The 26,852-nt window shown below is 72.8% G+C and carries 25 protein-coding genes; 9 read left to right on the top strand and 16 right to left on the bottom strand.

Translation table 11 applies throughout. The annotated features are described in order from the left end of the window. Positions 1–44 precede the first annotated feature (44 nt). The 6 genes from MHY85_RS10640 to MHY85_RS10615 form a co-directional block, all read right to left on the bottom strand. Positions 45–2,153: a beta-galactosidase gene (locus tag MHY85_RS10640; protein ID WP_239196148.1), complete on the bottom strand. Its 2,109-nt coding sequence runs from the start codon at positions 2,151–2,153 to the stop codon at positions 45–47. Further along, positions 2,146–2,841 carry a DUF624 domain-containing protein gene (locus MHY85_RS10635; RefSeq protein ID WP_239196146.1) on the bottom strand — a complete coding sequence of 232 codons (696 nt, stop codon included), beginning with the start codon at positions 2,839–2,841 and terminating at the stop codon, positions 2,146–2,148. Before MHY85_RS10635 ends, MHY85_RS10640 begins: the two co-directional genes overlap by 8 nt. After that, entirely contained in the window at positions 2,838–4,418 is a 1,581-nt protein-coding gene (locus MHY85_RS10630) for a xylan 1,4-beta-xylosidase (protein WP_239196144.1), read from the bottom strand. The genes MHY85_RS10635 and MHY85_RS10630 overlap by 4 nt, the downstream gene beginning before the upstream one ends. A gap of 84 nt (positions 4,419–4,502) precedes the next feature. Beyond that, positions 4,503–6,143: an extracellular solute-binding protein gene (locus MHY85_RS10625; RefSeq protein WP_239196142.1), complete on the bottom strand. Its 1,641-nt coding sequence runs from the start codon at positions 6,141–6,143 to the stop codon at positions 4,503–4,505. A gap of 56 nt (positions 6,144–6,199) precedes the next feature. Then, entirely contained in the window at positions 6,200–7,126 is a 927-nt protein-coding gene (locus MHY85_RS10620; RefSeq protein WP_374233416.1) for a carbohydrate ABC transporter permease, read from the bottom strand. Then, complete coding sequence (locus MHY85_RS10615) at positions 7,120–8,175, bottom strand: sugar ABC transporter permease (RefSeq protein ID WP_187365216.1); 1,056 nt, start codon at positions 8,173–8,175, stop codon at positions 7,120–7,122. The genes MHY85_RS10620 and MHY85_RS10615 overlap by 7 nt, the downstream gene beginning before the upstream one ends. A gap of 268 nt (positions 8,176–8,443) precedes the next feature. On the opposite strand from MHY85_RS10615, the gene MHY85_RS10610 reads away from it, so the two are divergent. The 4 genes from MHY85_RS10610 to MHY85_RS10595 all read left to right on the top strand — a co-directional run bounded on the left by MHY85_RS10610 (position 8,444) and on the right by MHY85_RS10595 (position 14,095). Beyond that, positions 8,444–9,475: a LacI family DNA-binding transcriptional regulator gene (locus tag MHY85_RS10610; RefSeq protein WP_239196138.1), complete on the top strand. Its 1,032-nt coding sequence runs from the start codon at positions 8,444–8,446 to the stop codon at positions 9,473–9,475. Beyond that, entirely contained in the window at positions 9,472–10,920 is a 1,449-nt protein-coding gene (locus tag MHY85_RS10605; protein ID WP_239196136.1) for a serine hydrolase, read from the top strand. The genes MHY85_RS10610 and MHY85_RS10605 overlap by 4 nt, the downstream gene beginning before the upstream one ends. 22 nt (positions 10,921–10,942) lie before the next feature. Further along, a complete protein-coding gene (locus tag MHY85_RS10600) occupies positions 10,943–12,994 on the top strand; it encodes an alpha-glucuronidase (RefSeq protein ID WP_239196134.1) in 2,052 nt (683 codons plus the stop codon). 180 nt (positions 12,995–13,174) lie between these two features. Continuing rightward, positions 13,175–14,095 carry a hypothetical protein gene (locus MHY85_RS10595; protein WP_239196132.1) on the top strand — a complete coding sequence of 307 codons (921 nt, stop codon included), beginning with the start codon at positions 13,175–13,177 and terminating at the stop codon, positions 14,093–14,095. Between the two features lie 169 nt (positions 14,096–14,264). Here MHY85_RS10595 and MHY85_RS10590 read toward each other — a convergent pair whose 3' ends face one another. The 8 genes from MHY85_RS10590 to MHY85_RS10555 form a co-directional block, all read right to left on the bottom strand. Beyond that, positions 14,265–14,585, bottom strand: coding sequence for a hypothetical protein (locus MHY85_RS10590; protein WP_239196130.1), 321 nt, complete (start codon positions 14,583–14,585; stop codon positions 14,265–14,267). A gap of 97 nt (positions 14,586–14,682) precedes the next feature. Further along, positions 14,683–15,081, bottom strand: coding sequence for a hypothetical protein (locus tag MHY85_RS10585; RefSeq protein ID WP_239196128.1), 399 nt, complete (start codon positions 15,079–15,081; stop codon positions 14,683–14,685). Continuing rightward, on the bottom strand, positions 15,078–15,458 hold the full coding sequence (locus MHY85_RS10580; protein ID WP_239196126.1) for an SseB family protein: 381 nt from the start codon (positions 15,456–15,458) through the stop codon (positions 15,078–15,080). The genes MHY85_RS10585 and MHY85_RS10580 overlap by 4 nt, the downstream gene beginning before the upstream one ends. Positions 15,459–15,472: 14 nt before the next feature. Beyond that, on the bottom strand, positions 15,473–16,048 hold the full coding sequence (locus MHY85_RS10575; RefSeq protein WP_239196124.1) for a hypothetical protein: 576 nt from the start codon (positions 16,046–16,048) through the stop codon (positions 15,473–15,475). Continuing rightward, positions 16,045–17,478, bottom strand: a complete 1,434-nt coding sequence (locus tag MHY85_RS10570) for a WXG100 family type VII secretion target (RefSeq protein WP_239196122.1) — start codon at positions 17,476–17,478, stop codon at positions 16,045–16,047. The genes MHY85_RS10575 and MHY85_RS10570 overlap by 4 nt, the downstream gene beginning before the upstream one ends. Further along, complete coding sequence (locus MHY85_RS10565) at positions 17,475–17,852, bottom strand: hypothetical protein (protein ID WP_239196120.1); 378 nt, start codon at positions 17,850–17,852, stop codon at positions 17,475–17,477. Before MHY85_RS10565 ends, MHY85_RS10570 begins: the two co-directional genes overlap by 4 nt. Positions 17,853–17,945: 93 nt before the next feature. After that, the gene (locus tag MHY85_RS10560; protein ID WP_239196118.1) at positions 17,946–18,569 is read right to left on the bottom strand and encodes a DUF47 family protein; all 624 of its coding nucleotides are present in this window, start codon (positions 18,567–18,569) and stop codon (positions 17,946–17,948) included. After that, positions 18,566–19,525, bottom strand: coding sequence for an inorganic phosphate transporter (locus MHY85_RS10555; RefSeq protein WP_239196116.1), 960 nt, complete (start codon positions 19,523–19,525; stop codon positions 18,566–18,568). The genes MHY85_RS10560 and MHY85_RS10555 overlap by 4 nt, the downstream gene beginning before the upstream one ends. Positions 19,526–19,750: 225 nt before the next feature. Here MHY85_RS10555 and MHY85_RS10550 point away from each other — a divergent pair, with 225 nt between their 5' ends. The 5 genes from MHY85_RS10550 to MHY85_RS10530 all read left to right on the top strand — a co-directional run bounded on the left by MHY85_RS10550 (position 19,751) and on the right by MHY85_RS10530 (position 24,633). Then, on the top strand, positions 19,751–20,668 hold the full coding sequence (locus MHY85_RS10550) for a carbohydrate ABC transporter permease (protein ID WP_239196114.1): 918 nt from the start codon (positions 19,751–19,753) through the stop codon (positions 20,666–20,668). Then, positions 20,668–21,486, top strand: coding sequence for a carbohydrate ABC transporter permease (locus tag MHY85_RS10545; protein WP_147795638.1), 819 nt, complete (start codon positions 20,668–20,670; stop codon positions 21,484–21,486). The genes MHY85_RS10550 and MHY85_RS10545 overlap by 1 nt, the downstream gene beginning before the upstream one ends. After that, positions 21,483–22,847, top strand: coding sequence for an ABC transporter substrate-binding protein (locus MHY85_RS10540; RefSeq protein ID WP_239196112.1), 1,365 nt, complete (start codon positions 21,483–21,485; stop codon positions 22,845–22,847). Before MHY85_RS10545 ends, MHY85_RS10540 begins: the two co-directional genes overlap by 4 nt. An 84-nt stretch (positions 22,848–22,931) precedes the next feature. Beyond that, complete coding sequence (locus tag MHY85_RS10535; protein ID WP_239196110.1) at positions 22,932–23,558, top strand: 2'-5' RNA ligase family protein; 627 nt, start codon at positions 22,932–22,934, stop codon at positions 23,556–23,558. 52 nt (positions 23,559–23,610) lie between these two features. Then, positions 23,611–24,633 (top strand): LacI family DNA-binding transcriptional regulator, encoded by a 1,023-nt coding sequence (locus MHY85_RS10530; RefSeq protein ID WP_239196108.1) that lies wholly within the window; start codon positions 23,611–23,613, stop codon positions 24,631–24,633. A 37-nt stretch (positions 24,634–24,670) separates the two neighbouring features. Here MHY85_RS10530 and MHY85_RS10525 read toward each other — a convergent pair whose 3' ends face one another. Beyond that, the gene (locus MHY85_RS10525; RefSeq protein ID WP_239196106.1) at positions 24,671–26,425 is read right to left on the bottom strand and encodes a hypothetical protein; all 1,755 of its coding nucleotides are present in this window, start codon (positions 26,423–26,425) and stop codon (positions 24,671–24,673) included. After that, positions 26,422–26,852, bottom strand: a 431-nt coding sequence (locus MHY85_RS10520) for a glycerophosphodiester phosphodiesterase family protein (protein WP_304518939.1), incomplete at its 5' end; no start/stop codon positions are given. The genes MHY85_RS10520 and MHY85_RS10525, both read right to left, overlap by 4 nt.

Genomic DNA, 26,852 nt, shown 5'->3' with positions numbered 1-26,852 from the left:
AGCGGGTAGGGAGCGGGCGCGGGTAGGGGCGGGTGCGATGCCGGTCAGGTGCGGCGGAGGACGACGACGTCCGCCGGGGCGAGCGTGACGCGGTCGCCGGCGGTCCAGCGCCGGTCCGTGAGGAGGTCGGTGCCGTCGGCGTGGGCCTCGACCGTCACCGGCTCCGTGCCGTGGTGCAGCAGGAGGTCGACGCGGTCGCCCGTCGTCGTGACCCGGGTCGCGAGCTCGAGGCCCGGGACGTCGGCGTACGGACCGAGCAGGTCGTGCCGGGCCAGCGCGGCGCGGACGACGTGCGCCAGGCCCTCCTGGGCGAGCTCGGTGCCGACGTACCAGACGTGGCCCTGGGCGCCGGCGTCCGCGGCGCCCACCACCGGCACCCGGTTCCGGGTCACCGCCGGCTCGCCGGCGTAGAAGTCGGTGCCGTACCGGGCCATGACCTCCGCTCCCTCGGGCACGAGGACCTCGAAGACCATCGACCCGTCGACGGTCGGCGCCCCCGCCCCGGCGAACGCCACCGGGTTCACCACCCCGGGCTCCGCCGCGTCCGTCTCCGCGACCCGCACCCCCGCGAGCCCCGCCAGCGGCCCGGGGACGTCGGCGAGGAACCGCCGGTCGTCCTCGTCGACCCGCCCGGACAGGTACCCGGTCAGCACGGTCCCGCCGCGCGCGGCCACCGCGGCGAGGCGCCCGGCCAGGTCGCCCTTCACCATGTGCAGCAGCGGCGCGGCCACCACGTCGTACCCCGAGAGGTCTGCGGTCACCGGGACGACGTCCACCTGCGCGCCCGCGTCCCAGAACGCCCGGCCCCACTCCAGCAGCGTCGGCAGGTATTTCACGAGGCGGTTCGGCCCGTCGGCCATCTCGACCGCCCACCACGAGTCCCAGTCCACCAGCAGCGCCGTGCGCGCGGGCGTCCGGGCCCCGAGCAGCGTGTCCCCCAGCCGCTCCAGCTCGGCCCCCAGCCCCGCGACCTCGCGGAACGCCCGGGTGTCGAGCCGGCCGGCGTGGTCGAGCACCGCGCCGTGGGTCATCTCGCAGGCACCCCGGGACGCCCGCATCTGGAAGAACAGCACCGAGTCGGCGCCGTGCGCGACGGCCTGCCAGGACCACAGCCGCATGATCCCGGGGCGGCGGACCGGGTTGACGTCCCGGGACGCGGTGACCGTCGGGGTCTGCTCCATCAGCCAGAACGGCGCCCCGTCCTTGAGCCCGCGCATGAGGTCGTGGGTCAGCGCGGTGCGCCACGGCTCGTCGCTGCGCGGCGGGTAGTTGTCCCAGGACGCGAAGTCGAGGTGCGGGGCCCAGCGGTGGTAGTCGAGCGGCTGGAAGAACCCCATGAAGTTGGTGGTCACCGGGAGGTCGGAGTGCGCGCGGATCGCGGCCTTCTCCTCGGTGAACTGGCGGATCGCGTTGTCGGTGCTGAACCGGTAGTAGTCGAGCGTGATGCCCTGGAACGCCGTGTACCCGCGGCCCTTCCAGTGCTCGGTGAGCGCGCTGGGCGGCTCGATCTCGTCCCAGTCGGTGAACCGGTGCGACCAGAAGGTGGCGTTCCACGCCTCGTTCAGCGCGTCCAGCGTGCCGTACCGGGCGCGCAGCCAGAGCCGGAACTCGGCGGCGCACAGGTCGCAGTAGCAGGCGCCGCCGTCGCCGCCGTACTCGTTGCCGACGTGCCAGGCGATCACGGCGGGGTGGTCGGCGTACCGCTCGGCGACCCGGCCCGCGATGCCCGCGGCCAGGCGCCGGAACGCCGGGGACGACCAGCACGCGTTGTGCCGCTGGCCGTACCGGTGCTTGCGCCCCTCGAAGTCGACGCGCGTCACCTCCGGGTACGCCCGGGCGATCCACGGCGACAGCGCGCCGGTGCCGGTGGCGAGGCAGACCTGGCGGCCCTCGTCGGCGGCGCGCTGCACGATCTCGTCGAGCACGGTGAAGTCGAAGACGTCCTCGGCGGGCTGGGTGAGCGACCAGCTGAACACCCCGAGCGTCACGGTGGTGATCCGGGCGGCGTCGAACGCGGCGTAGTCGGCGTCCCAGACGTCCTTGCCCCACTGCTCGGGGTTGTAGTCGCCGCCGAAGGCGATCGAGTCGGTGCGCGGCAGCCGCGCCGGGGTCGGTGCGGGCGCGGGGGTGCGCAGCGGCGGGGCGTCAGACATGGACGGTGAACCTCTCGGTGACGTCGGCGACGAGTGGGCGGGCCATGGCGTGCAGCAGCAGCACGCCGGCCCAGGCGAGCAGGACGGTGACCACGTCGAACGCCAGCACGGTGACCGCGGCGCCGACCAGGAGCAGGCACAGGACGCCGAGGCTGAACCGCCACTGCGGCACCACCTCGGCGAGCGCGATCCGCACGGCGTCCCGGAGGCGGAACGCGAACCGCGCCTGCAGCACGGCGAGGTGCCCGCCGACGACGACGAGCAGCGCCGCCAGCACCAGACCCGCCGGGCGCAGCGCCGCGCCCCCGGGCACGACCTCGGCGTGCGCGGCGTTCACCGCCAGCACGGCGAGGACGGCCAGCAGCGGCGCCCACCAGGCGAGCGTGCCGAGGGCGTCGCGCCGGTACGCCCGCCAGAAGCCGCGGGCCGGCGACAGGTCCGGGTCGACCTCCCAGGCGCGCGCGGCGGCGAGCCCCGCGACCACGGCGGGCCCGACCGGCAGCAGCGCGGCGGCGAACAGCGGCAGGTTGGCGGCGGACCGGTCGAGCAGGACGACGAGCACGGCCGTCGGCAGCGTGGTGAGGACGAGCAGCGCCTCGAGGACGAGCACCCGGTAGACGGCGGCGGCCCCGCGGGACAGCGGGCCGCGCCCGACCTCGTCGTCGGTCCAGGCCCGGGCGGCGCTCACCGCGCACCCCCGTCGCCGGCCCCCGCGGCGCCGGCGGCGGCGCCGCCCCCGCCGCCCGGCGACGCAGCAGCCCCCAGCAGCCGCCCGTCGTCCGTCCACGCCGGCGCGTGGTCCGGCGCCCCGGTGACCTCGACCAGCGCGATCCCGTGCCGCCCGAGCGCCACGTCGACCACCCACCGCCCCGCGTCGGCCGGCACCCGGCGCACCGTCAGCGCCGGCACCGACGCGTCGTGCAGGTCCGCGAGCGCCCGGTGGTCCGGCGCGAGCGGGCTGCCCATCGCCTGCCAGGCGGTGCGCACGTTCCCGCGCTCGGCGTCGACGTGCCGCTCGGTGACGACCGCGGGGCCGGCGCCGGGCAGGTCGAGCCGGACCCGGTGCCCCGCCTCGGCGGGAGCCGCGCCGTCGAGCGGCTGCCAGAGCAGCGCCGTCACGCGCCCGTCGGGGTGCCGCGTCACCAGGTGGTCGGATCCCCGGGCCAGCACCGCCGACCCGAGCCGGGCCATGAACGCGTACAGGTGGAACACCGGCTTGCGCAGCTGGCGGTGGCCGAGCAGGCCGAACCCGCCGTGCAGCGGCGCCGTCGGGATGCCGACCTCCTCGAACACGTCGCAGAGCGTCCAGTAGGAGAACGAGTCGACCAGGTCGCCGCCGCCGGCGAGCACCGGCGCCAGGTACGCCGCCTGGTAGGCGGTGTCGTGGATCGGGTTGTCCGGCCGGTACGACGAGGAGAACTCCGTGATGTGCACCGGCAGCCCGGCCAGCGCGGTCCCGGCCAGCAGCGTGCGCGGCGTCGCGAGCTGGTCGAGCAGGTCCTGCGGCGGCCGCAGCGTCTGGTAGGTCCCGAACGGCACGTGCTGCGCCGGCCCCGAGGTGTACGCGTGCTTGCTGACGAAGTCGCACGGCACCCCGGCGTCGGCCACGTGCTCGGCGAACCGCGGCAGCCAGTCGTCGGCGCCGGGCGAGACCGCGGGCCCGCCCACGAGGATCTCCGCGTCGACATCCTTCACGGCGCGCGCTGTCGCGTCGTACAGCCGGTGGTACGCAGCCTCGTCGGCGCCCTGCCAGAAGAACGGCAGGTTCGGCTCGTTCCACACCTCGACGGGCCAGGTGCGGACCGTCTCGATCCCGTACCGGTCGACCAGGTGCCGCACCAGCGCGCGCACCAGGGCGGCCCACTCGTCGTGGTCCCGCGGCGGCGTGACGTTGCCCTGCCACCAGAACACCGTCTGGTCCCCGGACGCGAGCGCGGCCGGCATGAACCCGAGCTCGAGGAACGGCGCCATGCCCGCGTCCAGCCAGGTGTCCACCACGAGGTCGAGGTAGGCGAAGCCGTACCGGGTCCCCGACCGCCCCTCGTGCGACCAGGGCTGCACCAGCCCCATGTCGTCGTGCAGGATGCCGTGCGCGCGGGTGGCGCCGAACCCGATCTCGTCCTGCACCACCGCGAGCGAGTCGCGGTAGTCGGCGTGCAGCACCTCGCGGGTGCGGCCGGTGCCGACGCAGGCGCGCCAGGCGGGCGGCAGGACGCCGACGGGCTCGGACGGGACGACGACGGCGGGTGCGCCGGTGCTGGTCATGGGGCTCTCCGGTCGAGGGGTGGGGACGAAGCTCGCCGCCGTCCCGGGCGCGAGGGCAGTGGCGCCCGGGACGACGGCGAGGGCTCAGCCGTTGTCGGCCACGTAGCGGTCGCGCGCGCCGTTGACGACGTCGACGTACTGCGTCGCGCCCTTGCTCTCCAGGTCGGCGACGAACGCGTCCCACTCGGACAGGTCGCGCTGGCCGAGGATGAACTGGATCGTGCCCTGCGAGACCGCGTCCCGGAGCGTGGTGTCGATGAGCGTCAGCTGCTCGTTCTCGGTCTCGTCCAGCGGGGCCGGCGGCGCGAGGTCGATCATGTCGTAGTCGGCGATCGACTCCTGGAACGCGACCTCGGCGTCGGAGAACGTCGACCACAGCAGCTCGGTCGCGCCGCCGTAGGCGAAGTTGCCGCCCGAGAACCCGAAGTCCTTCTGCAGGTGCTTCGTGCCCGACGGGTTGAGGCCCACGAAGTCGACGTCGGCGGCGAGGGTGCGGGTGCCGTCGGCGGCCTTCTCGAAGGTGGTGCCCTCGACGCCCCACTTGGTGAACTCCTGGCCCTCGTCCGAGTAGAACAGCCAGTCGATGAACTGCATCATCGCGACGAAGTTCGGCGAGTCGGCCGCGTCCGCGTTGATCATGATGCCGTTCTCCAGCTGCGTGACCGGGTTCAGCACGCAGCCGATCGGGCCGCAGGGGAACGGGATCTTGGCGACGGTCGCGTCCGGGTCGTTCGTCGCGAGCCCGGGCTCGTACTCGTTGACGACGCTCTGCGCGTTGGTGCCGATGGCCACTGACTTCCCGGTGACGAACTTCTGGATCGCGCTGTCGTCGTCCTGGGTGAAGCTCTCGGGGTCCATCAGGCCGTCGGCGACGAGGTCGTGGAAGTACTCGACCATCTCCTTGTACTCCGGCATCGCGGCGGTGGCGACGAACTCCCCGGCGTCGCCGTCCCAGGTCGCGTTGTTGTAGCCCCAGCCGGCGGAGGTGCCGAAGCCGAGCGCCGCCATGTTCAGCAGGTTGCCGCCCGGGTAGGTCTCGGAGAACCGGTCGGAGAACGGGTACTCGCCGGGGCGGGCCTCCTTGATCGCCTCGAGCGTGGTGCGGAACTCGTCCCACGAGGTCGGGGTGGCGAGCCCGAGGTCGGCGAGCACGTCCGTGCGCATCGCGATCGTGTAGTCCTGCCACGGCGCCTCGTGCAGGCCGGGCAGCACGTAGTACTTGCCGTCCGCCTGCCGCAGCTGGTCGATGTTGTCCTCGAGGCCCCAGTCGGCGACCTTCTGCTGGAAGTTCGGCATCAGGTCGACGTAGTCGGAGACGGCGAGGATCGCGCCCGAGGACACGAACGCGTCCTCCTGCCCCGGGTAGGTCTTCGCGATGATCGACGGGGCGTCGCCGGCGCCGATCAGCAGGCTGCGCTTCTGCTCGTAGTCGGACATCGGCACCAGCGTCGGGTCGAGCGTGACGTTCGTGCGGTCGGTGATCTCGGACCACAGCAGCCAGTCGTCCTGCGACGGGTAGTTCGGGTGGTCGGAGAACAGCATCGAGAAGGTGAGCGGCTCGGTCGCGGTGAACTGGTCGCCGGCGGCGTAGTCCTCCATCGCCCCCGTGCGGTTGTCGAGGCCGGAGGTCTCCTCGTCGCCGTCGGAGCCGCCGGAGCAGGCGGTCAGGGCCAGGGCGAGGGCGGCTGCGGCGGCGAGGCCGCGCGCCCGCGTGCGCTGGGACATGGCATTCCTTTCGTGACGAACTTCGTCGTTTGTCGCGGGAGGGGGAAGAGCGGGGGTCAGCCCTTGACCGAGCCGAGCATCACCCCCGAGACGAAGTACCTCTGCACGAACGGGTAGACGCAGAGGATCGGGAGGACGGTGAGCACCATCGTCACGGACTGGATGTTCGCGGAGACCTGCGCGACATCGGCCGCCGCGGCGCCCGTGGACTGCGCGGTCGACGACCCGGCGATGAGGTTCCGCAGGTAGACCGTGACCGGGAACAGCTCGGACTTGTCCATGTAGAGGAACGCCGCGAACCACGAGTTCCAGAAGCTGACCGCGTAGAACAGCAGCATCGTCGCGATCACCGCCTTGGACAGCGGGATGACGATCTTCCACAGGATCCGGTAGGTGCCGAGGCCGTCGATCTGCGCGGCCTCCTCGAGCTCCAGCGGGAGGTTCTCGAAGAACGCCTTCATCACCAGCAGGTTGAACACGCTGATCGCGTTCGGCAGCACGATCGCCCACAGCGAGTTCTTCAGCCCGAGGCTCGTGATGAGCACGTAGTTCGGGATCAGACCGCCGTTGAAGAACATCGTGAACACGGCGATGCCGATGAGCACCGAGCGCCCGCGCAGGTGGTGCTTGGAGATGACGTAGGCGTAGCAGGTGGTGAGCAGCAGGGCGATCGCCGTCGCGACCACGGTGTAGATCACGGTGTTCTTGTAGTTGGTCCAGAACATCGCGTCGTTCATCACGAGCTGGTACGTCGTGAGGTTGAACCCGACCGGCCAGATGTTCACCTGGCCCGACCGGATCGCGGTGTCCGAGGAGAACGACCGCGCGATGATCATGAGGAACGGGTAGAGCGTCACGGCGACGACGCCGAGCAGCGCCACCACGTTGAACGCCCGGAACACCTTGTACCCGCGGGTCTCCCGCAGCAGGCTGCCGGTGCGCGCGGGCAGCGGGCCCGCGGAGGTCTCGACGGTCGTCACCACAGGCTCGCTCCCACCGCTCGCTTCGAGATCGCGTTCGCGGAGAGGATCAGCGTCAGGCCGATGATCGACTCGAACAGCCCGATGGCCGCCGCGTACGAGAAGTTGTTGGACACCAGGCCGACCCGGTACAGGTACGTCGAGATGACGTCGGCCGTGGGATAGGTCAGCGGGTTGTAGAGCAGCAGGACCTTCTCGAACCCGACCGCCATGAAGGTGCCGATGTTGAGGATGAGCAGCGTGACCATCGTCGGCCGGATGCCCGGCAGCGTGATGTGCCAGGTCTGCTTCCACCGGTTCGCGCCGTCGATCCGCGCCGCCTCGTACAGGCTCTCGTCGACCGTGGTCAGCGCCGCGAGGTAGAGGATCGTGCCCCAGCCGACGGTCTGCCAGACCTCGCTCGACACGTACACCGCGCGGAACCACTCGGGGCGCTGCAGGAACGGCACCGCGTCCCCGCCCAGCGCCGTGACGACCTGGTTCACCGTGCCCTCCAGCGAGAGCAGCTGGAACAGCATGCCGGCGATGATCACGATCGACAGGAAGTGCGGCAGGTAGGACACCGACTGCACGAACCGCTTGAACACCCGCGAGCGCAGCTCGTTCAGCAGCAGCGCCAGCACGATCGGCAGCGGGAAGCAGAACAGCAGCGTGAGCGCCCCGATGACCAGGGTGTTCCGGAAGACCATCCAGAACGTCGGGTCGGACAGGAACATCTCGACGTAGCGGAAGCCCACCCACTCCTCGCCGAAGATGTTGCCGCCGGCGCGGAACTTCCGGAACGCGATGACGTTGCCGAGCATCGGGGTGTACCGGAACACCGCGAAGAAGATCAGCGGCAGCACGGCGAGGGAGTAGAGCTGCCAGTCCTTGCGCAGCGCGGTGCGCCACGGGATCTTGCCGTCCATCCGGCCGCGGCGCGTGCGGCGGCTGGTGCGGCCGCGGCGGGCGCGGGCGTCGGGGTCGGCGGCCGGGGTGATCTCCGCGGCCGGGCCGGCCGGCCCCGCGGGCACGGGGGCCGGCGTGGTGATCTCGGGGCCCTGGACGGTCATGCGCTCACCGCCGCGGGGACCACGACCGGCCGGCGCGGGTGGCGTCGGGCGGGAGGCGGTGCGTCGCTCATGTGGCATCCACTTCGTCGTGGGTCCGGCCGGCCGCGCGTCGTCGAAAGTTGCGCTGCGTCGACCGATACTGTTTCACCCGCACCGTAGGGGCGTCGGGCGACGTCCGTCAACCACTCCGCCGATCCTGCCGATGAGCGAGGTGCGTGCGCTACAGTCGGGACCAGCTGCTCGACAGCGACAGTTTCGAAGGGGAACCATGCCGAGAGGCCGCACGACGATCGCCGACATCGCCAGCGAGGTGGGCGTGTCGATCCCGACCGTGTCGAAGGTGCTCAACGGCCGCACGGACGTCTCGGAGTCGACCCGCGCCCGCGTCGAGGCTGCGCTGGAGCGGCACGACTACCGCAAGCCGGTCGCCACGCGCGCCTCCGGCCACGGCGTGCGGCTGCTCGACCTCGTGTTCCACGCCGCCGACAACCTGTGGGCGCAGGAGATCATCAAGGGCGTCGAGCAGGTCTGCGGCCCCGAGCGGGTGGGCGTCGTGCTGTCCGAGCTCGGCGGCGCGCACCGCCCGACCCAGGAGTGGATCGACGACGTCATGGCCCGCCGGCCGCTCGGCGTCCTGCTCGTCCTGTCCGGGCTCGACCCCAAGCAGCGCCACCAGCTCGAGTCGCGGAACATCCCGTTCGCCGTCGTCGACACCCAGGGCGAGCCGCCCGCCGGCGTCCCGACCGTCGGCTCGAACAACTGGAACGGCGGCCTGTCCGGTACCCGGCACCTGCTCGCGCTCGGGCACCGCCGGATCGCCGCGATCTCCGGCCCGGACGACATGCTGTGCTCCCGCGCCCGCGTCGACGGCTTCCGCAGCGCGCACGACGAGGTCGGCGTGCCGTGGGACCCCGCGCTCATCCGGTGGGGCGCGTTCGACGCCGAGAGCGGCTACCGGCACGGGCTCGACCTGCTCGACCGCCCCGACCGGCCCACGGCCGTGTTCGCCGGGTCGGACTACCAGGCGCTCGGCGTCCTGCGCGCCGCCCGCGAGCTCGGCCTGCGCGTCCCCGACGACCTGTCCGTCGTCGGGTACGACGACCTGCCGATCAGCCAGTGGATCGACCCCGGGCTGACCACCGTGCACCAGCCGCTGCGGGAGATGGCGTCCATGGCGACCCGGATGCTGCTGACGCTCGCCGCGGGCGGGCAGCCGCCGTCGACACGGGTGGAGCTGGTGACGGAGCTGGTGATCCGGGCGTCGACGGCGGCGCCTGCTGCGGCCGGGGGTCGGTCGTGATCGGGTTCGACGAGGCGCTCGACGCGCTGGACGGGCTCGACCCGCACGCGCTCGTCGTCGCCCGACGCGCGACCGTCCTCGCCCGCGCCACCTGGGCGCCGTACGACGCGGAGCACGCCGGCCTCGTGTACTCGGTGTCCAAGTCGGTCACCGCGATGGCCGTGCTGCTGCTCGAGTCCGAGGGGCGGCTGGGCTTGGGCGACCCGGTCGACCGGCACCTCGACCTGTCGAACCCGCACGGGTTCACGCTGCGGCACCTGCTCACCATGTCGACCGGGCACAGCCGCGAGCAGACGTCCGTGATGCCGGCTGACCCCGCGGTCCTGCTGACGACGCCGCCCGAGTTCCCCGTCGGGACGCGGTTCGCGTACTCCTCCCCCGCGACCTGCACCCTCGGCCGCGTCGTGCACGCCGTCGCCGGGGAGCAGCCGACCGCGTACCTGCGGCCGCGGCTGCTCGACCCGCTCGGCATCGGGCCCCGGTGGTGGCGCCCGCTCGCCGGGGTGGAGCAGGGCTTCTCCGGGCTGCACCTCACGGTCGACGACCAGGCGCGGCTCGGGATGGCGCTGGCGGCCGGGGGCGTCGCGCCGGACGGGACGCGCGTGCTGCCCGCGGCGGTCGTCGAGGCGATGGCGACGACGTTCGTGCCGACCGCCGACACGTTCGTCGAGGACCATCAGGGCCCCGAGCCCGACACCGCCCACGACGACTGGGCGCTGGGGTACGGGTACGGGGTCTGGCGCAGCCGGCACGGGTACCGGATGGACGGGGCGTACGGGCAGTTCACGCTCGTGGTGCCGGAGTCCGGGGTCGTCGTGGCGTACCAGGGGTCGGCGATGGACACGCAGCGGGTGCTCGACGTGCTGTGGGGGCTGGTGGCGGCGGCTGCGTCGTGGCCGGCCGGGGCGGCGGGTGCGGGTGCGCGCGACGCGTCGGGCGGGGCGGTCTCGTCGGCCGGGGCGCTGCTCGGCGGCGTCGCGGAGCGGGACTCGTGGGCGGCGCGCGACCGGTACGTCGCGTCGGACGCCGCCGCGCTCGACGTCGCGGGGTGGACGCTGGACGACGCCGGTCCCGACGCCGGGCCCGCCGCGTGGCGGTTGACGATCCCGGCCCGCGACGGCCAGCCCGGCGGCGTCGTCGACCTGCGCCCGGACGCGTGGAGCCGCGGGTCCCTGACGCTCCGCCCCGGCGACACCGCCGTCGGCGCCCCGAGCGACCCCGTCCCCGACGGCGTCGTCCCCGTCGCCGCGCGCGCCGAGCGGCTGGCCGACGGCACCGTGCGCGCGCACCTCGTCGCGACCGCCTCCCCGCACCGGCTGCTGCTCACCCGCGCCCCCGACGGCGCGCTGTCCGCCCGCTGGCACACCGCCCCGCTGTGGGAGCCCACGCTCGCCACCCTGCTCGTCCCGCCGCTGGTCGCCGCACCGGCGCGGGGACCGTCGTGACCGTCGACCCCACCCCGGAGCCATGACCCCCGACAACGCCGTCGCCGTCACCGTCCACCCCGCCTGGCTGCCCGACGCGGCCCTGGCCCCGCTGCGCGCGCAGCCGTCCGCCGTCCTCGGCGCCGGGCCGTGCCTCGACACGGTCCGCTCGGAGCTGTCGTCCGGCGCCTCGGGCCCGCCCGCCGCCGAGGCGCGGCTGGTCGTCGCGCCGGTCGAGGCGGTCGCGTCGCCGTCGTCGATCGGCCTCGACGCCCTTCCCGAGGTCCCCGCCGGAGGCCACGCGATCGTCCGGACCGCCGACCGCACCGTGCTGCTCGGCGCCGACGGCCCGGCCACCCTGCGCGGGCTGTACGCGCTGGCCCGCGAGGAGGCGGTGGGGCGGATGCTCGGCCGCGACGCGGCGTCGGGGACGACGACGAGCGCGCCCGAGCAGCCGCTCCGCATGCTCGACCACTGGGACAACATGACCGTGCACCCGGTGATGGGCCAGATCGAGCGCGGCTACGCGGGCGGCTCGATCTTCTACGCCGACGGCGAGGTCCGCGCCGACCTGGGCCGGGTCCGCGACTACGCCCGGCTGCTCGCCGCGACCGGCGTCGAGGCGGTCGGCATCAACAACGTCAACGTGCACGCCCACGAGGCACGGCTGCTCACCGACGGCCTGCCGGACGTCGCCCGGATCGCCGACGTGTTCCGGGCGTACGGGATCCGGATCTTCCTGTCGGTGTCGTTCGGCTCGCCGCAGCGGCTGGGCGGCCTGGCGACGTCGGACCCCCTGGACCCCGAGGTGGCCTCGTGGTGGGCGTCGACCGCGGACGGCGTCTACGCGGCGGTCCCGGACTTCGGCGGCTTCCTCATCAAGGCCGACTCCGAGGGCCAGCCCGGCCCGTTCGCCTACGGCCGCAGCCACGCCGACGGCGCGAACATGCTCGCCGCGGCCCTCCGCCCGCACGGCGGCACCGTCATGTGGCGGGCGTTCGTCTACAACCACCACCAGGACTGGCGGGACCGCAGCACCGACCGCGCGCGGGCGTCGTACGACCACTTCGCACCGCTCGACGGGACGTTCGCCGACAACGTCGTGCTGCAGGTCAAGCACGGGCCGATGGACTTCCAGGTGCGCGAGCCGCTCTCCCCCGTGCTGGCGGCGATGCCGCGCACCCGGCTGGCGATCGAGCTGCAGGTCACGCAGGAGTACACGGGGCAGCAGCGGCACGTCTGCTACCTCGCGCCGGCCTGGCGGGAGTACCTGCGGTTCCCGCTGGACGGTGCGCGGGCGGTGGCGTCGATCGTCGGCGGATCCGGGGCGTCGTCGCCCGCGGGTGGGGTCGCCGCGGTGTCGAACGTCGGGGACGACGCGTTCTGGACCGGGCACCCGCTGGCCCAGGCGAACCTGTACGCGTTCGGGCGGCTGGCGTGGGACTCGACGCTCACGGCCGAGGACGTGCTGGACGAGTGGATCGCGCTGACGTTCGCCTCGGCCGGTGCTGACGACCTGGCGCGGATCCGGTCGGTGCTGCACGAGGTCATGGACGGCTCGTGGGCGCGGTACGAGGGGTACACCGCGCCGCTGGGCGTCGGGTTCATGGTCGACCCGGGCACCCACGGCGGGCCGTCCGTCGACGGGTACGAGTACTCGCGCTGGGGGACGTACCACTTCGCCGACCGCGACGGGATCGGGGTCGACCGCACCGTGGCGACCGGGACCGGGTTCGCGGGGCAGTTCCCGTCGCCGTGGCGGGAGACGTACGAGTCGGTCGAGACGTGCCCGGACGAGCTGCTGCTGTTCTTCCACCACGTGCCGTACTCCCACGTGCTCGGGTCTGGGAAGACGGTGATCCAACACATCTACGACTCGCGTTCCGAGGCGGTCGAGGCGCTCGACGCGGTCGAGGACGCGTGGGACGCGTTGGCGGACCTCGTGGGCGGGGCGGTGCCGGCCGAGTTCGACGCGCGGGTGCGGGAGCGGCTGGAGGTGCAGCGGGCGTCGGCCGTGGAGTGGCGGGACCAGGTGCGGAGCTACTTCTGGCGGAAGTCGGGGGTGGCGGACGCGTCGGGGCGGGTCGTGTACTGAGCGAGCTGAAAAACCCGCGCCACCTACCACCCACGGCGCGGGGCCTGCGCACCTCATTCGAGGAGTGCCGACACCTCAATATCACTCGTGCAGGGGCGCTTCCCACCATTCGGCACTCAGCGAGGCCGAAGGAATGCCACGCTCGAGATCCGGGCGACCGGATGGACGAGAGGCCTGCACATGACGGAGGAGTGGCGACCGTCGATCCCGCGCGTAGTCGACGCATACGGGAAGTCCTGGACTCCCGAGGAGGTGGAGCGCGATCCCGGGCGGGTCCACCGCGACGGACTGCGTTGTGCCGGGTGCGGCGTAGAGGCGACCTGGCAGGCCGCGCACACGAAGGTCGAGAGGCGGACCGGTCAACCGGTCGACGTGCATCTGCACTTCAAGCTCAAACGCCACGGGAGTGAGCATGGAGCCGCTTGCCCGTTCGATTTCCACCGCCGCGCGACCGATCTCGTCCGCGCCTTCCCGGACATCGTGCGCCGACGGAGCGGTGCCTATCAGCTGCGGCTGCCCCTCTCGTCCATGCCGGACGGTTCGGACCCACGTCCGGGGAGTCGCCGCTCGGCACCGGACCTCGGGCCCGGCGCGGGGCAGGTGCTCAGCGCCGCGCTTCGCATCCTTCTGCTCCTGGAGAACTTCGCCGACCAACCTCGCGCGCAGGAACAGTTCAGAGCCCAGTACGGAGACCTGGCTGACATCGGGTGGGGAGACTTCTGCTGGCGAGCGAACACCTCGGGGCGCGCACAGGAGCTCGTCGACGAGCTGCGACGACCCGAGCGCCAGGTGTACCCGATTGCGGTCTGGGGCTTGGCGCGCCCTCCCGTGACGAACGGGACTGGTACGCAGTATGTGACTCTGACCCATACACGCCAAGGTCAGACCGCGGCTCGGATCAGGGCTCGCGGCCCTGAGGTCCTCTCGTCATACTCTGCCGCGCAGCTTCAGGGGCAGGCCCGTCACGTCATCGGGTACGGAGAATGGCGCGCAGCCCTCCTGGGTGATCGGCGCCGTGGCGCGATCCAGGCGGACGATCGAGAGGCAGCCGTCGAGGCCGTGCTCTGGGTGCATCATCCGTCCGCGGTCGCGTGGTGGTAGCTCGGAGGTCGAGCCGGGACCCGGCGGCATGCTCCGCCGAGACGACCCTCACGGATGCGGACCGCGCCAGTTCCGTGCGGTCCGTGGCCGCCAGCCCCACGTCGCCAGCATCCAGGCGAGATGCGTCGAGACCGGTCAAGTTCTGCCCCCTGTGCGGGAACCTCCCGACCTACAGGTCAAGGACGTAGACCCCGGCGCACACGGCAGCAGCCAGTCCGACGCCCATCGACACGAGAGCGCGAAGTGCGCACTGTTCGGTCCACGGGACGATCACCACGGCCGCGCCCACCAAGGCCCCGACCACGAGGACCGGCAGGATGATCGAGCCGGCATCGCCGCGGCGCGCGCCCTGGCTGCAGCCCCAGACACCGCACCAGCTGAGGGACGCCCACCCGATGGGCAGCACGGAGAGCACCGCGGCGACGGGAACCGTCCAGAGCAGGTCCCAGGAGGGGTGTCGCCGTCGTCGCGGGACGCCGTCGCTGGTCATCCTGTCCTCCTGTTGCGCCACGCGATCACCTCTCCTCGAACGCGAGAGCGCCGTCGGCTTCGACGCTCAGGGTCCAACCCGGGCAGATCCGCGCGCGTCACGACGGCACGTGCTGCGGCTCTCTCGGGTAACGCCGGAGCTCCTCGACCCACGAGTTGGGCGCCGCCTTCAGCGCGGGCGGGTTGTCGTAGTCGAAGTCGAGCGCGATCCTGCCCGAGGCGTCGACGACGACATGCGCCGTGAACCACGTGCCCAGACCCTGGCGGTAGGCCTCGCGCCGCCGCTCACGGAGCCGCCCCGTGACGGCGCGCGGCACCGGCCCACTGGCCTTGACCGCACGACCGCCGGGCATCCGAGCCGCGAGCCGGCTGGGGGTCTCCGGCCGCACGCAGACGACCGTCAGGTCCATCGCCGCCCAGCTCGCCGGCGGCGCCGCCTGCGAGAGGGCCTGGCCGATCGCCCGGTACTGCTCCGGCGTGAGGGGCGCGGGTCTCATCGGCCGGGGGAGTCCTCCTCTGCACGCCGGGCTACCGCCTGCACCGCGTCGGGGAACAGCTCGAACCCGACCTCGTGACCCGGGTTCACCACGAGCCCGTGGCCGCGCGGCATGCGCAGCACCAAGTCACGCCCGGTCATGGTCAGCGCGAACCGCGCCTGGTGCGACACCCTCGTCGTGAGCTCGAGCGAGGTGAACACCGCCAGCATCGGGGTCTCCCCGCGGTCGAACAGCACCGGGACGAAGCCCTCGAAGTTCGGTCCGACCGCGCCGCCGCTCGGCACGACCAGCTCGGCGACCAGCAGAGCACCGATGACGTCGACGGCCTCGCCCTGCATCCCACGCCTGATCAGCGCCTCCAGCTCAGGCCCGGTCATCGCGGCGTCGTGCGTCATTCGTTCCCCCTGCGTCTGTCCGACTCGGTCTCGGTGCGGCGCCCGTTCGCGTCGAGGTACTCCACGACGTACTCGTCGGGATCGCAGCGCCACGGGGACGCGGGGTCGATCACGACGTGGCGCCGACCGCTCGCCCACCGCAGGCGCCCTGCGACGGACCCCCACGTCAGCGTGGAGACGTCACGCCGGTCCGCGAGCGCCGCCGCGGCGTCGCTGTAGATCACCAGGTCGGACCGGTCTTCGGGTTCGGTGTCCACTCCCAGCACATCGTGGTGCAACAGCGCGATGGCGAACGACCGGTCGTCCAGGAGCCCGTCCGCATACTCCCGGAGAAGCGTGGGCAGCGATGTGCCGGTGAGCCGGCGTTCCTCGTCCCGCCACCCAGGAGCCTCCGCGTCAGCCTCGTCCTCACCGATCGGGGACGCGATAACGTTGCCCTCGATCCACAACGTCCCGCATCGAGAACAGCGCCACAGCCGCAGCCACTTCTGGACGTCGTCGACGAGGAAGGGCTCGTGCCGCCCTGCCTGCGCCAGTGCCGTGCACACCTGGCACGTGGGTCCCGCCGTCACGGGAACCTCCTCAGCGGAAGCCAGGTCCCGTCGGGCCCGAGCTGGAAGAGCAGGCTCCCGTCGGGCACCGGCGGGGCACCGTCGAGGACGTACTCGCGAGTCGGGTTGACCAGGTAGCCCCCCGTGCCCGGGTGACCCGGAGCATCGTCGATCCTGAGAGCGGTGTGCCCGCCCTCGAGGTAGTGCGGGTGTCCGGCTGAGTCGGCGAGCTCGGGAACCCGCGGCGAGAGGCCGTCGCGAGGGAACGCGATGCCGAACACCTCGGGACCGTCGGGAGCGGGCCGCACGATCACAGCGTCCTCGATGCTCGGGGCAAAACCTGTGCCGCGGAGAACGTCGTGCGGCGTCTGCAGCTGCATCGCGTCCTCGGCGGTCATGTGGAAGAACGCACCGCGACCGCTCCCCAGGCGAGCCTCGCTGCCGGAGTAGAACTGCACGATGTCTCGGCTGAAGAACGAGACGCCCCAGTCCGGTTCTATCGCCCGATACGCAGGATCCGGGATGGTCCAGTGCAAGCGCTCCGCCAGTCCACCCGTCGACGCTGCCGCGCGGCCGCCGGCCGCGACTTCCTCGGCCGCGGAGAGTCCGCGCAGAGCGCGCGTGGCGGCACCGGCACCCCCTGCAGCGGTGAGCGCGATGTCCGGGGCCAGCTGCCCCCACCACTGCGCCGGCCGGTCCCGCAGCAGGTCGAGCTGGGCCAGCTGCTCGGATGTCCCGACGGGATCCGCGGTCAGCGACTCATACATGTCGACGCCCCCCTGCCACGTCGCGGCGCCGTCCCGCAGCACACCGTCCCCGTCGACGAGAAGCCGGAGGCTGTTGAACTTCGCCAGCATGTCCGTGATGCCCGTGACCCAGGACCACATCCCCCGGGCGAACTCGCCGAGATGCCACCTGCCGTCGGGGAGCCCTGCGGACAGCTCGTCGAGCACGGCCGCCGCCGCGCGAGCCGATGCGGCGACCTCGCCCTGCGCGGAGTCGAGAGTCTGCTCGGCAAGGGTTCGCAGCCCGGTGCCGGAGTCGGCCGCGACCCCGCCACGGCCAGTGTGGACCGCGCCAGAAGGGCCGAGCTCGGCCTCGCGAAGCGCGCGGCCCCGCTGGTAGAGCCGGACGGCTGATCCTGCGACGCCTTGACCCCACTCGACCGTCTGCGCGTGCAGCACCAGCGTGGCGCCCGCAGCGCTGTGGATCTGCGACACCGCCTCGAGGGTCTGGGCGAACTGCTCGCGACGACCAGCCCAGCCCTCCGCGGCGGCGCCGGTCCACGTCGTCGGGTGCGCATCTCGCAGATCGGCTGCCTGCTGAGCGAGTGCGCGGGACTGCTGGGCGAGCTGATCCGCGTCCGCCCGCAGCGCGCCCGCGGAGCCCGGGATCAGGACGGTCGGGTCGGAGCAGGTGGCGAGCGCGGCGCCGACGACGGTCGCCGTCACCCGTCCGACCCGTCGAGGGCTGAACTCAACTGGCGCGCCCGGGCTTCGACCGCGATGTCGACCTCGGTGTAGGCCGTGGCGGTCCCGCGCAGCTCGAAGCCGGCGTGCTCGATCTCGCCCGCGAGGCCGTCGATGAGGTACGAGAACCGCTGCGCCCAGCTGGTCGCGGCGGGCGGCAGGGAGTAGCCGTACTCCTCGGCGAACTGCATCGACGGACGCTCGGCGACCGAGCCGACGCGGTCCGCCACGCCGAGGACGACGTTCGCCGTGGAACGCAGTGCGTCGATGTCCACGGTGTACCCACCTGCGGAGAGGACATCCCCCGACCCCGCTGCGCCGACGCTGCCGCCGTCGCGCATCATGCTGCTGCTCACCGCCGCCCCTCCCGATGGGTCACCGCGGCATCCTATGGGCCGGGTGAGCCGCGGACCGGAGCTTTCGCCCACCCAGCCCTACCACCTACGGAGTCACGTCCCCCGCTTGATCGCCGCAGTAGCGAGGTGATCCGCCGCCTCCGACAACCGCAGCCCCACGATGTCCAGCCGCCGCAGCACCTCCCGCCGCCGCAGCGTCGACGCGGTGAGCGGCTCGGCGAGCAGCGCCGCCATCGCCAGCTGGTACTGCCCCCGCACCGGCGCCTTCTTGGCCGCGAGCACCGCCACCGACACCCGCCGCACGTCCCGCCGCAGGCACTCCGTCGCCGCCCGCAGCGCCCGGATCCCGACCCGGATCTCCTCCAGCACGTCCACCCACGACGGCGCCGGCCGCACCCCGTAGAGGTCGACCTCCCGCACGAAGTCCCGGAGGTTGTCGAGCACGTCGTCGACCGCCCGCGAGTAGGTGAACAGGTCCTCCCTGTCGAGGTAGGAGGTCAGCGCGCGGGTCAGCGACTCGACGACGTGCGCCCGCCAGGCGTCGCCCTCGTGCTCGACGGCCGCCACCTCCTCGCGTGCGGCGCCCGCCGACACCGATCCCCGCGCCAGCCGCAGCGCCACGTCGCACGCCTCCTCGGTCGCGCGCAGCTGCCCGACGAGCCCGTCGACCAGGTCGTCCCGGGCGGCGCCCGAGATGCCGCGCGCCAACCGCCTCATCCGGCGACCAGCCCCGCGCCCCACGCGACGCAGCCCGCCACCACGACGCTCGCGGGCACCGTCAGCGCCCAGGCCAGTGCGACCCTCCCGGCGTACTCCCATCGGACCTTCCCTCTCCCTCGTGCGAGCCCGGCACCCACGAGGGAGCCGGAGAGCGTCTGCGCCATGCCGACGGGGCTGCCGACCCCGGAGCTGGCGAGCATGACGACGGCCGTCGTCGTCTGCGTGGTCACGGCGTCGAGGCCGCGGACGGCGAGGATGCCGCGGTTGACGGTCCGCTCCATCCGCGCCAGCCCGAGGGCCGCGCCGAGCGTGAACAGCCCGCCGCAGAGCAGCAGCTGCCAGAGCACCGGGTCGACCGTGGCCGCGCCCGGTGCGGAGGCCACCGCCAGGATCGCGAGGAGCTTCTGCGCGTCGTTCGACCCGAAGGCGAGGCACAGCAGGCCGTAGGACCCGACGTGCCAGCGCCGCACCGCGGCGGGCGACACGCGCCAGGCGGCCGACAGCCGGTGCAGCGCGGCCGCGAGCGCCAGGCCGACGAACGGCGCGACGGCCACGAGCGCGAGCACCCGCCCGATCGCGGACCACCCCATCGCCTGCCCGGCGCCGAGCCCGCCGCCGGCGATCCCGGCGATCAGCGCGAGCGTCAGGCTGGTCGGCTGGCCCCAGCGGCTCAGCACCCCGGTCACCACCAGCGCGGCGACGACGGCGGCCAGGAACACCACGCGGTCGGCGCGCGGGTCGCCGCCGGACGGGACGAGCTCGTGCGCGACCGTGCTCGCCACCGCGGTGCCCAGCACCAGGGGCGCGACGGCGATCGCCGCCCCCAGGGCGACCAGCGCCAGCCACGGCCGGCCGCCGTGCACGCGCAGGCTCGTGGCCGCGATCGTCGCGCCCGCGTTGGAGCCGTAGACGAGCGCGAGCACGCCCGCGGCGACCAGCAGCGCTGCCTGCACCGTGACCTCCTCGTGACATTTGCGTACGCGCTCTCGCAAACGTCACCAGAGCGCTATCGGATGTTGTCACATGCTACTCATCGGTGTACGGTCCGGAGCAAGCCGATCCGAATGCACCGACGATTACCGTCGATTGCCCGGATGTCCACTTCGACCCTGTTTGGGTGGACCGCAAAGCACTTGTGACTCCGCATTGCCGCGGAGACGGGACGACTCGGAGGATCCATGCAGCACGTCGTCGCGACCCGGTCCCCCAGGGGGCGCTCCGGGTCACGCAGCAGACCGCGGGCCTGGGCGTACTGGGCGCTCGCGCCCACCGTCGTGGCGCTGCTCGCGTTCAACTACTGGCCGCTCCTGCGGACGACCGTGCTGTCGTTCCAGAGCTCCGACCTGTTCGGCCGGCCGTCGGGCTTCGTCGGCGCGGACAACTACGCGAGCATGCTCGGCTCGCCCGACTTCCGGCGCACGCTGCTCGTCACGTCGCTGTTCGTCCTGCTGACGGTCGCGGGCAAGCTGCTCGTCGGCCTGGCGCTTGCCGTACCGCTGTCCCGGCGGCTGCGCGGCACCGCGTTCTCCCGCGCGACGGTGCTGATCCCGATGGCCGTGTCCGCGGCGGTCGCCGGCCTCGCGTTCCGCGCGCTGATGAGCCCGACGTACGGGCTGCTCGACCAGATCGCCATCGCCCTGACCGGCCGACCCGCGGGCTGGCTCACCGAGCCGACGATGGCCCTGGTCTCGATCGTGCTCGTGGACGTGTGGATCTCGATCGGGTTCGTCACCCTGCTGCTCATCGCCGCGATCGACGCGATCCCGGTCGACGTCGAGGAGGCGGCCGCGCTCGACGGCGCCGGCCGGATGCGACTGCTGCGGTCGGTCACGGTCCCGCTGATCACGCCGACGCTGTTCTTCATCGTCGTCACGCAGTCGGTCCAGGCGATGCGCGAGTTCACGATCATCCAGGTGGTCACGGGCGGCGGTCCGGCCCGGGCCACGCAGACGCTGGTCTTCGACATCTGGGCCAAGGCGTTCGGCGGCACCGCCGACTACGGCGCGGCGTCGGCCCGCGGGATCATCCTGCTGGCCGTCATCGCGGTCCTCACCGCCGTGCAGTTCGGGGTCCTCGAGCGGCGGGTGAACTACTGATGCGCGCCCACCTGGCCCGCGGGGCCGTCATCGCCTACCTCGCCGTCGCCGCCCTGCTCGTGGCGCTGCCCGTCCTCTACGTCGTGTTCGCCGCGCTCCGCCCGGGCCAGGCGCTCACCGGGACGTTCCGGGACGTGCTGCCGACCGGGTTCTCCCTGGAGAACTTCACCGCCGCGCTCGGCCGGGCGCCGATCCTGCGGCAGATGGTGAACTCGGGCGTCGTCACGCTCGCACAGACCGCCGCGCAGGTGCTCACCGCGCTGCTCGCGGCGTACGCGCTGGTGTTCGGCCGGCTGCGCCGCCCCAACCTGGTGTTCGCGTTCATCCTGCTCACGATGATGATCCCGGGCGAGACCATCCTCGTGGCGAACTACCTGACCATCCGGTCGCTCGGGCTGTTCGACACCGTCGTCGCCGTCTTCCTGCCGTTCCTGGTCTCCGCGTACAACGTCTTCCTGCTCCGGCAGACGTTCCTGTCGTTCCCGAAGGAGATCGAGGAGGCGGCCGTCGTCGACGGCGTCCGCCCGATGCGGTTCCTGTTCGGGTTCCTCGTGCCGCTCTGCCGGCCGACCGTCGTCACGGTGACGCTCATGGCCGCGATCGCGGCGTGGAACGGCTACCTGTGGCCGCTCGTGGTGTCCGAGACCCCGGCGTCGAGAACCGTCCAGGTCGGCATCAAGATCCTCACCGACGAATCCGGCACCGACCTCGGTGCGTCGCTCGCCGGTGTGACCATCGCCGCCATTCCCACCATCGTCCTCGTGCTCCTCGGCCAGCGATTCCTGGCCAAGGGCCTCACGCAGGGCGCCGTCAAATGAGGAAGGGATTCACCACCATGCGAGAAATCAGGAAGCGCGGGGTCGTCGGTGCCCTCGCGGTGGGCGCCCTGGCGCTGTCCGCGTGCGGGTCGTCCGACGAGCCGTCGACGTCCGACCCCACCGGGGACACCGGCAGCGGCGAGGCGGTGACCCTCGACTTCTGGTACTCGGTGTCGGGCGTCCCGGCCGACACCCTGACGGCGCTCGTCGACGAGTTCAACGACGCCCACGACGACATCACCGTGAACGCCGTCTTCCAGGGCAGCTACGTCGACTCGATGGCCAAGCTGACCAACGCGGTGCAGTCCGGCGACCTGCCGGACGTCATCCAGGGCGGCGACACCTTCTCGACCTACCTGCACGACACCGGGCTCACGATCGCGCCCGGCGAGGTCGCGGCCGTCACCGGGACCGTGTTCGACGGCGAGGACCTGGTGCCGGTGCTCGCGAACTACTACACGTTCGACGGCGTGCTGTCCTCGGTGCCGATCATGGTGTCCCAGCCGGTCGTGCTCTACAACGCCGCGCTGCTGGAGGAGGCGGGCGTCGACCCGGCGCAGGTGCCGTCGAGCATCACGGACCTGTTCGACGTCGCCGCCGAGGTGCACGCCGCGACCGGCACCGCCGGGCTCACGGTGTTCCTGGACCCGTGGTGGTCCGAGCAGTTCAGCGCCTCGGAGGGGCTGACGTATTGCACGCCCGACAACGGCGTGGGCTCCGACCCGGCGGACGCGTTCATCCTGACCAGCGACGCGCAGATCGGGATCTGGGAGCACCTGCAGCAGCTGGTCGCGAGCGGCACCATGCTCAACACCGGCACGGACGGCAGCGCGTCGCTCACCGCGTTCGCCTCGGAGCAGGCCGCGATCATGATCCAGTCCTCGCGGATCTTCGGCGACGCCGAGCGGGCCGCGGGTTTCGAGTTCGGCACCTGGCCGCTCCCGGTCGGCAGCCCCGACGGCGGGGCCGTCCCCGGCGGCAACTCCGTGTGGCTGATCGACGAGGGCCGGTCCGCGGAGCAGCTCGCCGCCGCCGCGACGTTCGTCCAGTACCTGGCGTCGCCCGAGATCCAGGCGCGGATCTTCGTCGAGACCGGCTACCTGCCGACGTCGCAGGAGGCGCTCGACTCGCTGCAGGGCGAGGTCACCGACGTGCAGCAGGTCGCGCTCGACCAGCTCGCCCGCACCACGGACTCCGTGCCCAGCGCCGGCTGCCACACCGGCGCGATGAACGAGGCCCGGGAGGCGGTGAAGAGCGCCGTCGAGGCCGTCGTCGGCGGCGCCGACGTCCGGGCGACCTGGGAGGACGCGGAGGCCCGCGGCAACGCGGCCATCGCCGACTACCTCGACCGGCTCGGCTGACCACCTGACCGCCGTGGGCCCGGGCGTCCGACTCCCCCGGCCCGGGCCCACGGCCCCACCCCTGCGAGAGCGAAGCGAGCACCCATGACCGAGCCTGTCTACGGCGTCTTCCTGATCCCCGACCCGGCGACCTCCGCGGCCGTCACCAGCATCACCCTGAGCGTCGAGCGGCAGTTCGGCTTCGTCTCCGCCGGGAGGTTCCCGCCGCACGCGACGCTCGCCGGCTCCGTGCCGATCCGGGCCGACGTGCCGGACATCGTCGCCGCGCTCGACCCGGTCCTGCGCGACCGGCCCGGGTTCGCGGTGCACCACTCCGGGATCGTCCGGCACGGCGCGGCCGTCACCTACGACGTCGACCGGCTGCCCGACGGCACCCGGAACCTTGCGCTCGCCGACCTCGCGGCGGACGTCAACGCCGCGCTGGCGCCCCTGGCGCACGCCATCGACGCGCTGCTCGTGTCGCCGTTCCGGCCGGGCCTGTTCCGCGCGCACATCTCGCTCGCCTCGCACGAGATGAACACCCAGCCGGACCTCGCGGACCAGGTTGAGGCCTTCGTGCGCGCCGTGCCCGCGCCGGCCGTCCCGGCGTCCTTCCCGGCGACGCTGGTCGGGCTGTACGAGTTCCGCTCGGCCGGCTGGACCGGGCACTGGTGGGAGACGCTGACCTGGCGCCACCTGCGCACCTGGCGGCTGGCCGACCCGCGGCGCTGAGTGCCGGCCCGCGCGGGTCCCCCGCCGGTGGCGGCGCCCTAGCATGGGCGCCGTGAGCAGCACCTCGGGCGGGCCGGCCGCGCGCCGCCCGTTCACGGAGGCCGACCTCGCGGTCCGGCTCGGCGTCTCCCGGGCGACGGTGTCCCGCGCGCTGCACGGCACCGGCCGCGTCTCGCTCCCCACGCGCCGGCGCGTGCTCGAGATGGCCGAGCGCATGGGCTACGTGCCGAACGTGATGGCCAGCGAGCTCGCCGCGGGCCGCACCCGCACCGTCGGGCTGCTGCTGCGCGACTCGTACAACCCGGCCTACGGCCTGCTGCACGCGCGGCTGCAGTCCGAGGCGCACCGGGTCGGCATCGAGGTCCTCACCGTCACCGCGACCGGCGACGTCGGTGCGTCCCGGCAGATCGCCGGGCTGACCCGGCTGCTCGGGATGCGGGTCAGCGGGCTGATCGTCGCGACCGGCGACGTCCCGTCGGAGCGGCTGCTGCCGTTCCGCGAGGCGGTGCCGATGATCCGCGCCGGGCGGCCCGAGTCCGACCCGGAGATCCACGCCGTCACCTACGACGAGGAGCACCACGCGGCGCTCGTCGTCTCGCACGTGCTCGGGCGGGGGCACCGGAGCGTGGCCGTGCTGACGCCGTCGCGGGAGGTGTCGCTGCCGGAGTCCGTGCGGGCCACGGCGATGGCGCGGCTGGCGCTGGCCGGCGGGGCGTCGGTGTCGGCCGTGTCGGTGCACCGGAACTCGGACGGGATCGCCGAGGCGCTCGGGCTGGTCGAGGCCGGCGAGGTGTCGGCGGTGCTGTGCCCGACCGACCTGCGGGCGCTGGAGGTGCTGCGGGCGGCGCGCTCGCGCGGGCTGTCCGTGCCCGGGGACGTGTCGGTGACCGGGTGCGACGGGGTGCTGCCGGGGCTAGACCTGATCGGGCTGACGAGCGTGCGGCTGCCCGTGGAGGAGCTGGCGACGCGGGTGGTCGGGCATCTTGTCGGGCTGATGCGGGAGGCGCCGGCGGCCCCGGTCCACGAGTCGCTGCGCGGTGAGCTCGTGGACCGGGGGTCGGTGGCGTCGGTCTAGGTCGGGGCCTGGCCGGGGCGCGCGTGGCCCGTCGGGTTCAGGGAGCGGCGCGGTTGCTGCCCGCGTCGAGGACGTAGCCGATGCGCACCGAGTGCGGGCTGGTCCCGCCGATCGTCCGGGTCTGCCGGACGCCGAACTCGGACCCCCAGTCGTCGAGCGGCAGGGTCCCCGCCGACAGCGACATGTCGGGCAGGACCCGGCGCCCCCAGACGTCGGTGCGGATGGACAGCGGGCGGGCGCCGGCGACGACGTGGTTCGCCAGCGGGATGGTCGTGTTCGGTGCGACCGAGATGCGGTCGGAACGGCCCAGGTCGAAGAACCTGCGGGTCTCGGACAAGTCGCCGGTGTCGCAGCTCGACCCCGCTCGTGGCGGGCCGGACGAGAACCCGCAGATGCCGCCGTACAGCTGCCAGGTGTCGTTGCTCAGCAGCGTCGCGGTCACATCCCTGGCCACGGCCCACTGCCGGGACACCGCGTACTGGACGTTGAGCCGGGTGCCGTCGGCCAGGCGCATCTCCCGCACGTGCCGGCCGTCGCGGATGTGCTCGGGCAACTCGATGAGCAGGTCCGCGCCGTCGAAGTTGCTGCTCGGGCCCAGGCTCCACCGCCACGACGCCAGGATGTAGACGTGCGCCGTGCCGTAGACGGCGGCCCCGGCGCGCTGCGGCATCGACCGGGAGTCGAACGAGATCGTGTGATCGCGCATCGTCGCCGGGACCCCGCTGCGGCGGCGCTCCGTGTAGGCCAGGGTGCCGGAGACGTGCCACCGGCTGCTCTCGCTCACCGGCCGGACCGTCACCTGCACGTACTTGAGCAGGGAGGGGATCTGCCGTGACTCCGGGTGGATGAGCGAGTTCATCTCGAGGTCGGGCCGGTTCGGCCGGACCCGGTTGTCACCGGTATCGAGGTTCTTGCCGCGGGTCGAGAAGTACGCGTCGATGCTGTCGGTGTCGTCGGCTGTCAGGAACGTCGCGCCGATGTCCTCCAGCCAGGGCAGCAGGATCCGCTGGTCGTTCTGCTCAGGGTCGCGGTCCTGCGTCGTCGAGCCGTCGATCCGGTCGCGCAGCGCGTAGCAGCACCGGGAGTCGTTGTTGAAGTACGCCTCCCGCGGCGTCACCGGCACCGTGCTCTTCCCGGCGTCGGCGTTGGGCAGCACCTGGTTCCACGTGAACGTCCGGGGGTCGCGGAACATGACCCAGTCCGGGATCGGGACGAACTGGCCGAGCGGCTTGCCGTGCCGCTTCACGATCTCGGCCGCGGCGGCCATCGTCCCCGGCGGCGCCGTCGCGTTCCCCGCCGGCGCGTAGTACTGGACGTTGCTGAACGTCGGTGCCTGAGCCGGGCCTTGCTTCAGGGTGAGGTGGCTGTAGGCGGTGGAGTCCTTCATCGTCACCTCGACCGACAGCACGCGCTGCGCGGCCGTCGTCTGCGCCCAGGTCGCCACGATGCCGTCCTGGTACGTGCCGCTGCCGCCGATCTGCCGGGCGATCTGCCGGGACGTCATCACCTGGCTCAGCGGGAGCTTGGGGATCCCGGTGACGCGGAGGGCGCGGGTCTGCCAGTCGTTGAAGGACGCCCACGCCGACATCCGGAACTTGAACACCACGCGGTCGAACATGTTCGCCTCGGGGTACCGGTGGTGGAAGCTGGTCAGCGCCTCGACGGCGGCGAGGATCTCGTTCTGCGACTGGGCCACGTTCGTCGAGGTGTTCTTGATCTCGACGTACAGCAGCGACCGGCCGCCGACGCGACGGTAGTGGTCGAGGAACTGCTCGAAGCTCGGGACCTTCACGCCCGGCTGCGGCTGGCGCGCGATGTTGAGCAGGTCCTTCTGCTGGAGCTGGGACCAGGTCGTGCTCGCGAGCGCCGGGTTCGGCCGGTGTTCTGCTCGGGGTCGTAGGTCGGCTCGAGCATCTTGCCGAGGTGGGTGTCGTGGAACATCACGAGCGTGCCGTCGGCCGTTCGACGAAGGTCCGTCTCCACGCCGGCGCGGCAGCGCAGGTACGACTGCTCGAAGGCCGGGAGGCTGTTCTCCGGGGTGCGGGCGTCGAAGTCGCCGCGGTGGCGGACCGTCGTGAACTGCTGGCGGGCGCCGAGGTTCTGGAGGGTGCTGAGGATCTCGGCGGAGGTCTTCGTGCACTCGCGGTCGATCTGGTTCGCGACGTCGGTGGCGGAGCGGCCGGACTGCTCGAGGGCGGCGGGCTGGGTCTGGGTGGGGT

The sequence above is a fragment of the Cellulomonas sp. ACRRI genome (assembly GCF_022346185.1).
Classification (GTDB): domain Bacteria; phylum Actinomycetota; class Actinomycetes; order Actinomycetales; family Cellulomonadaceae; genus Cellulomonas.
Note: the sequence above shows the minus strand (reverse complement) of the source record. Positions and strands in the feature narration are given on the sequence as shown.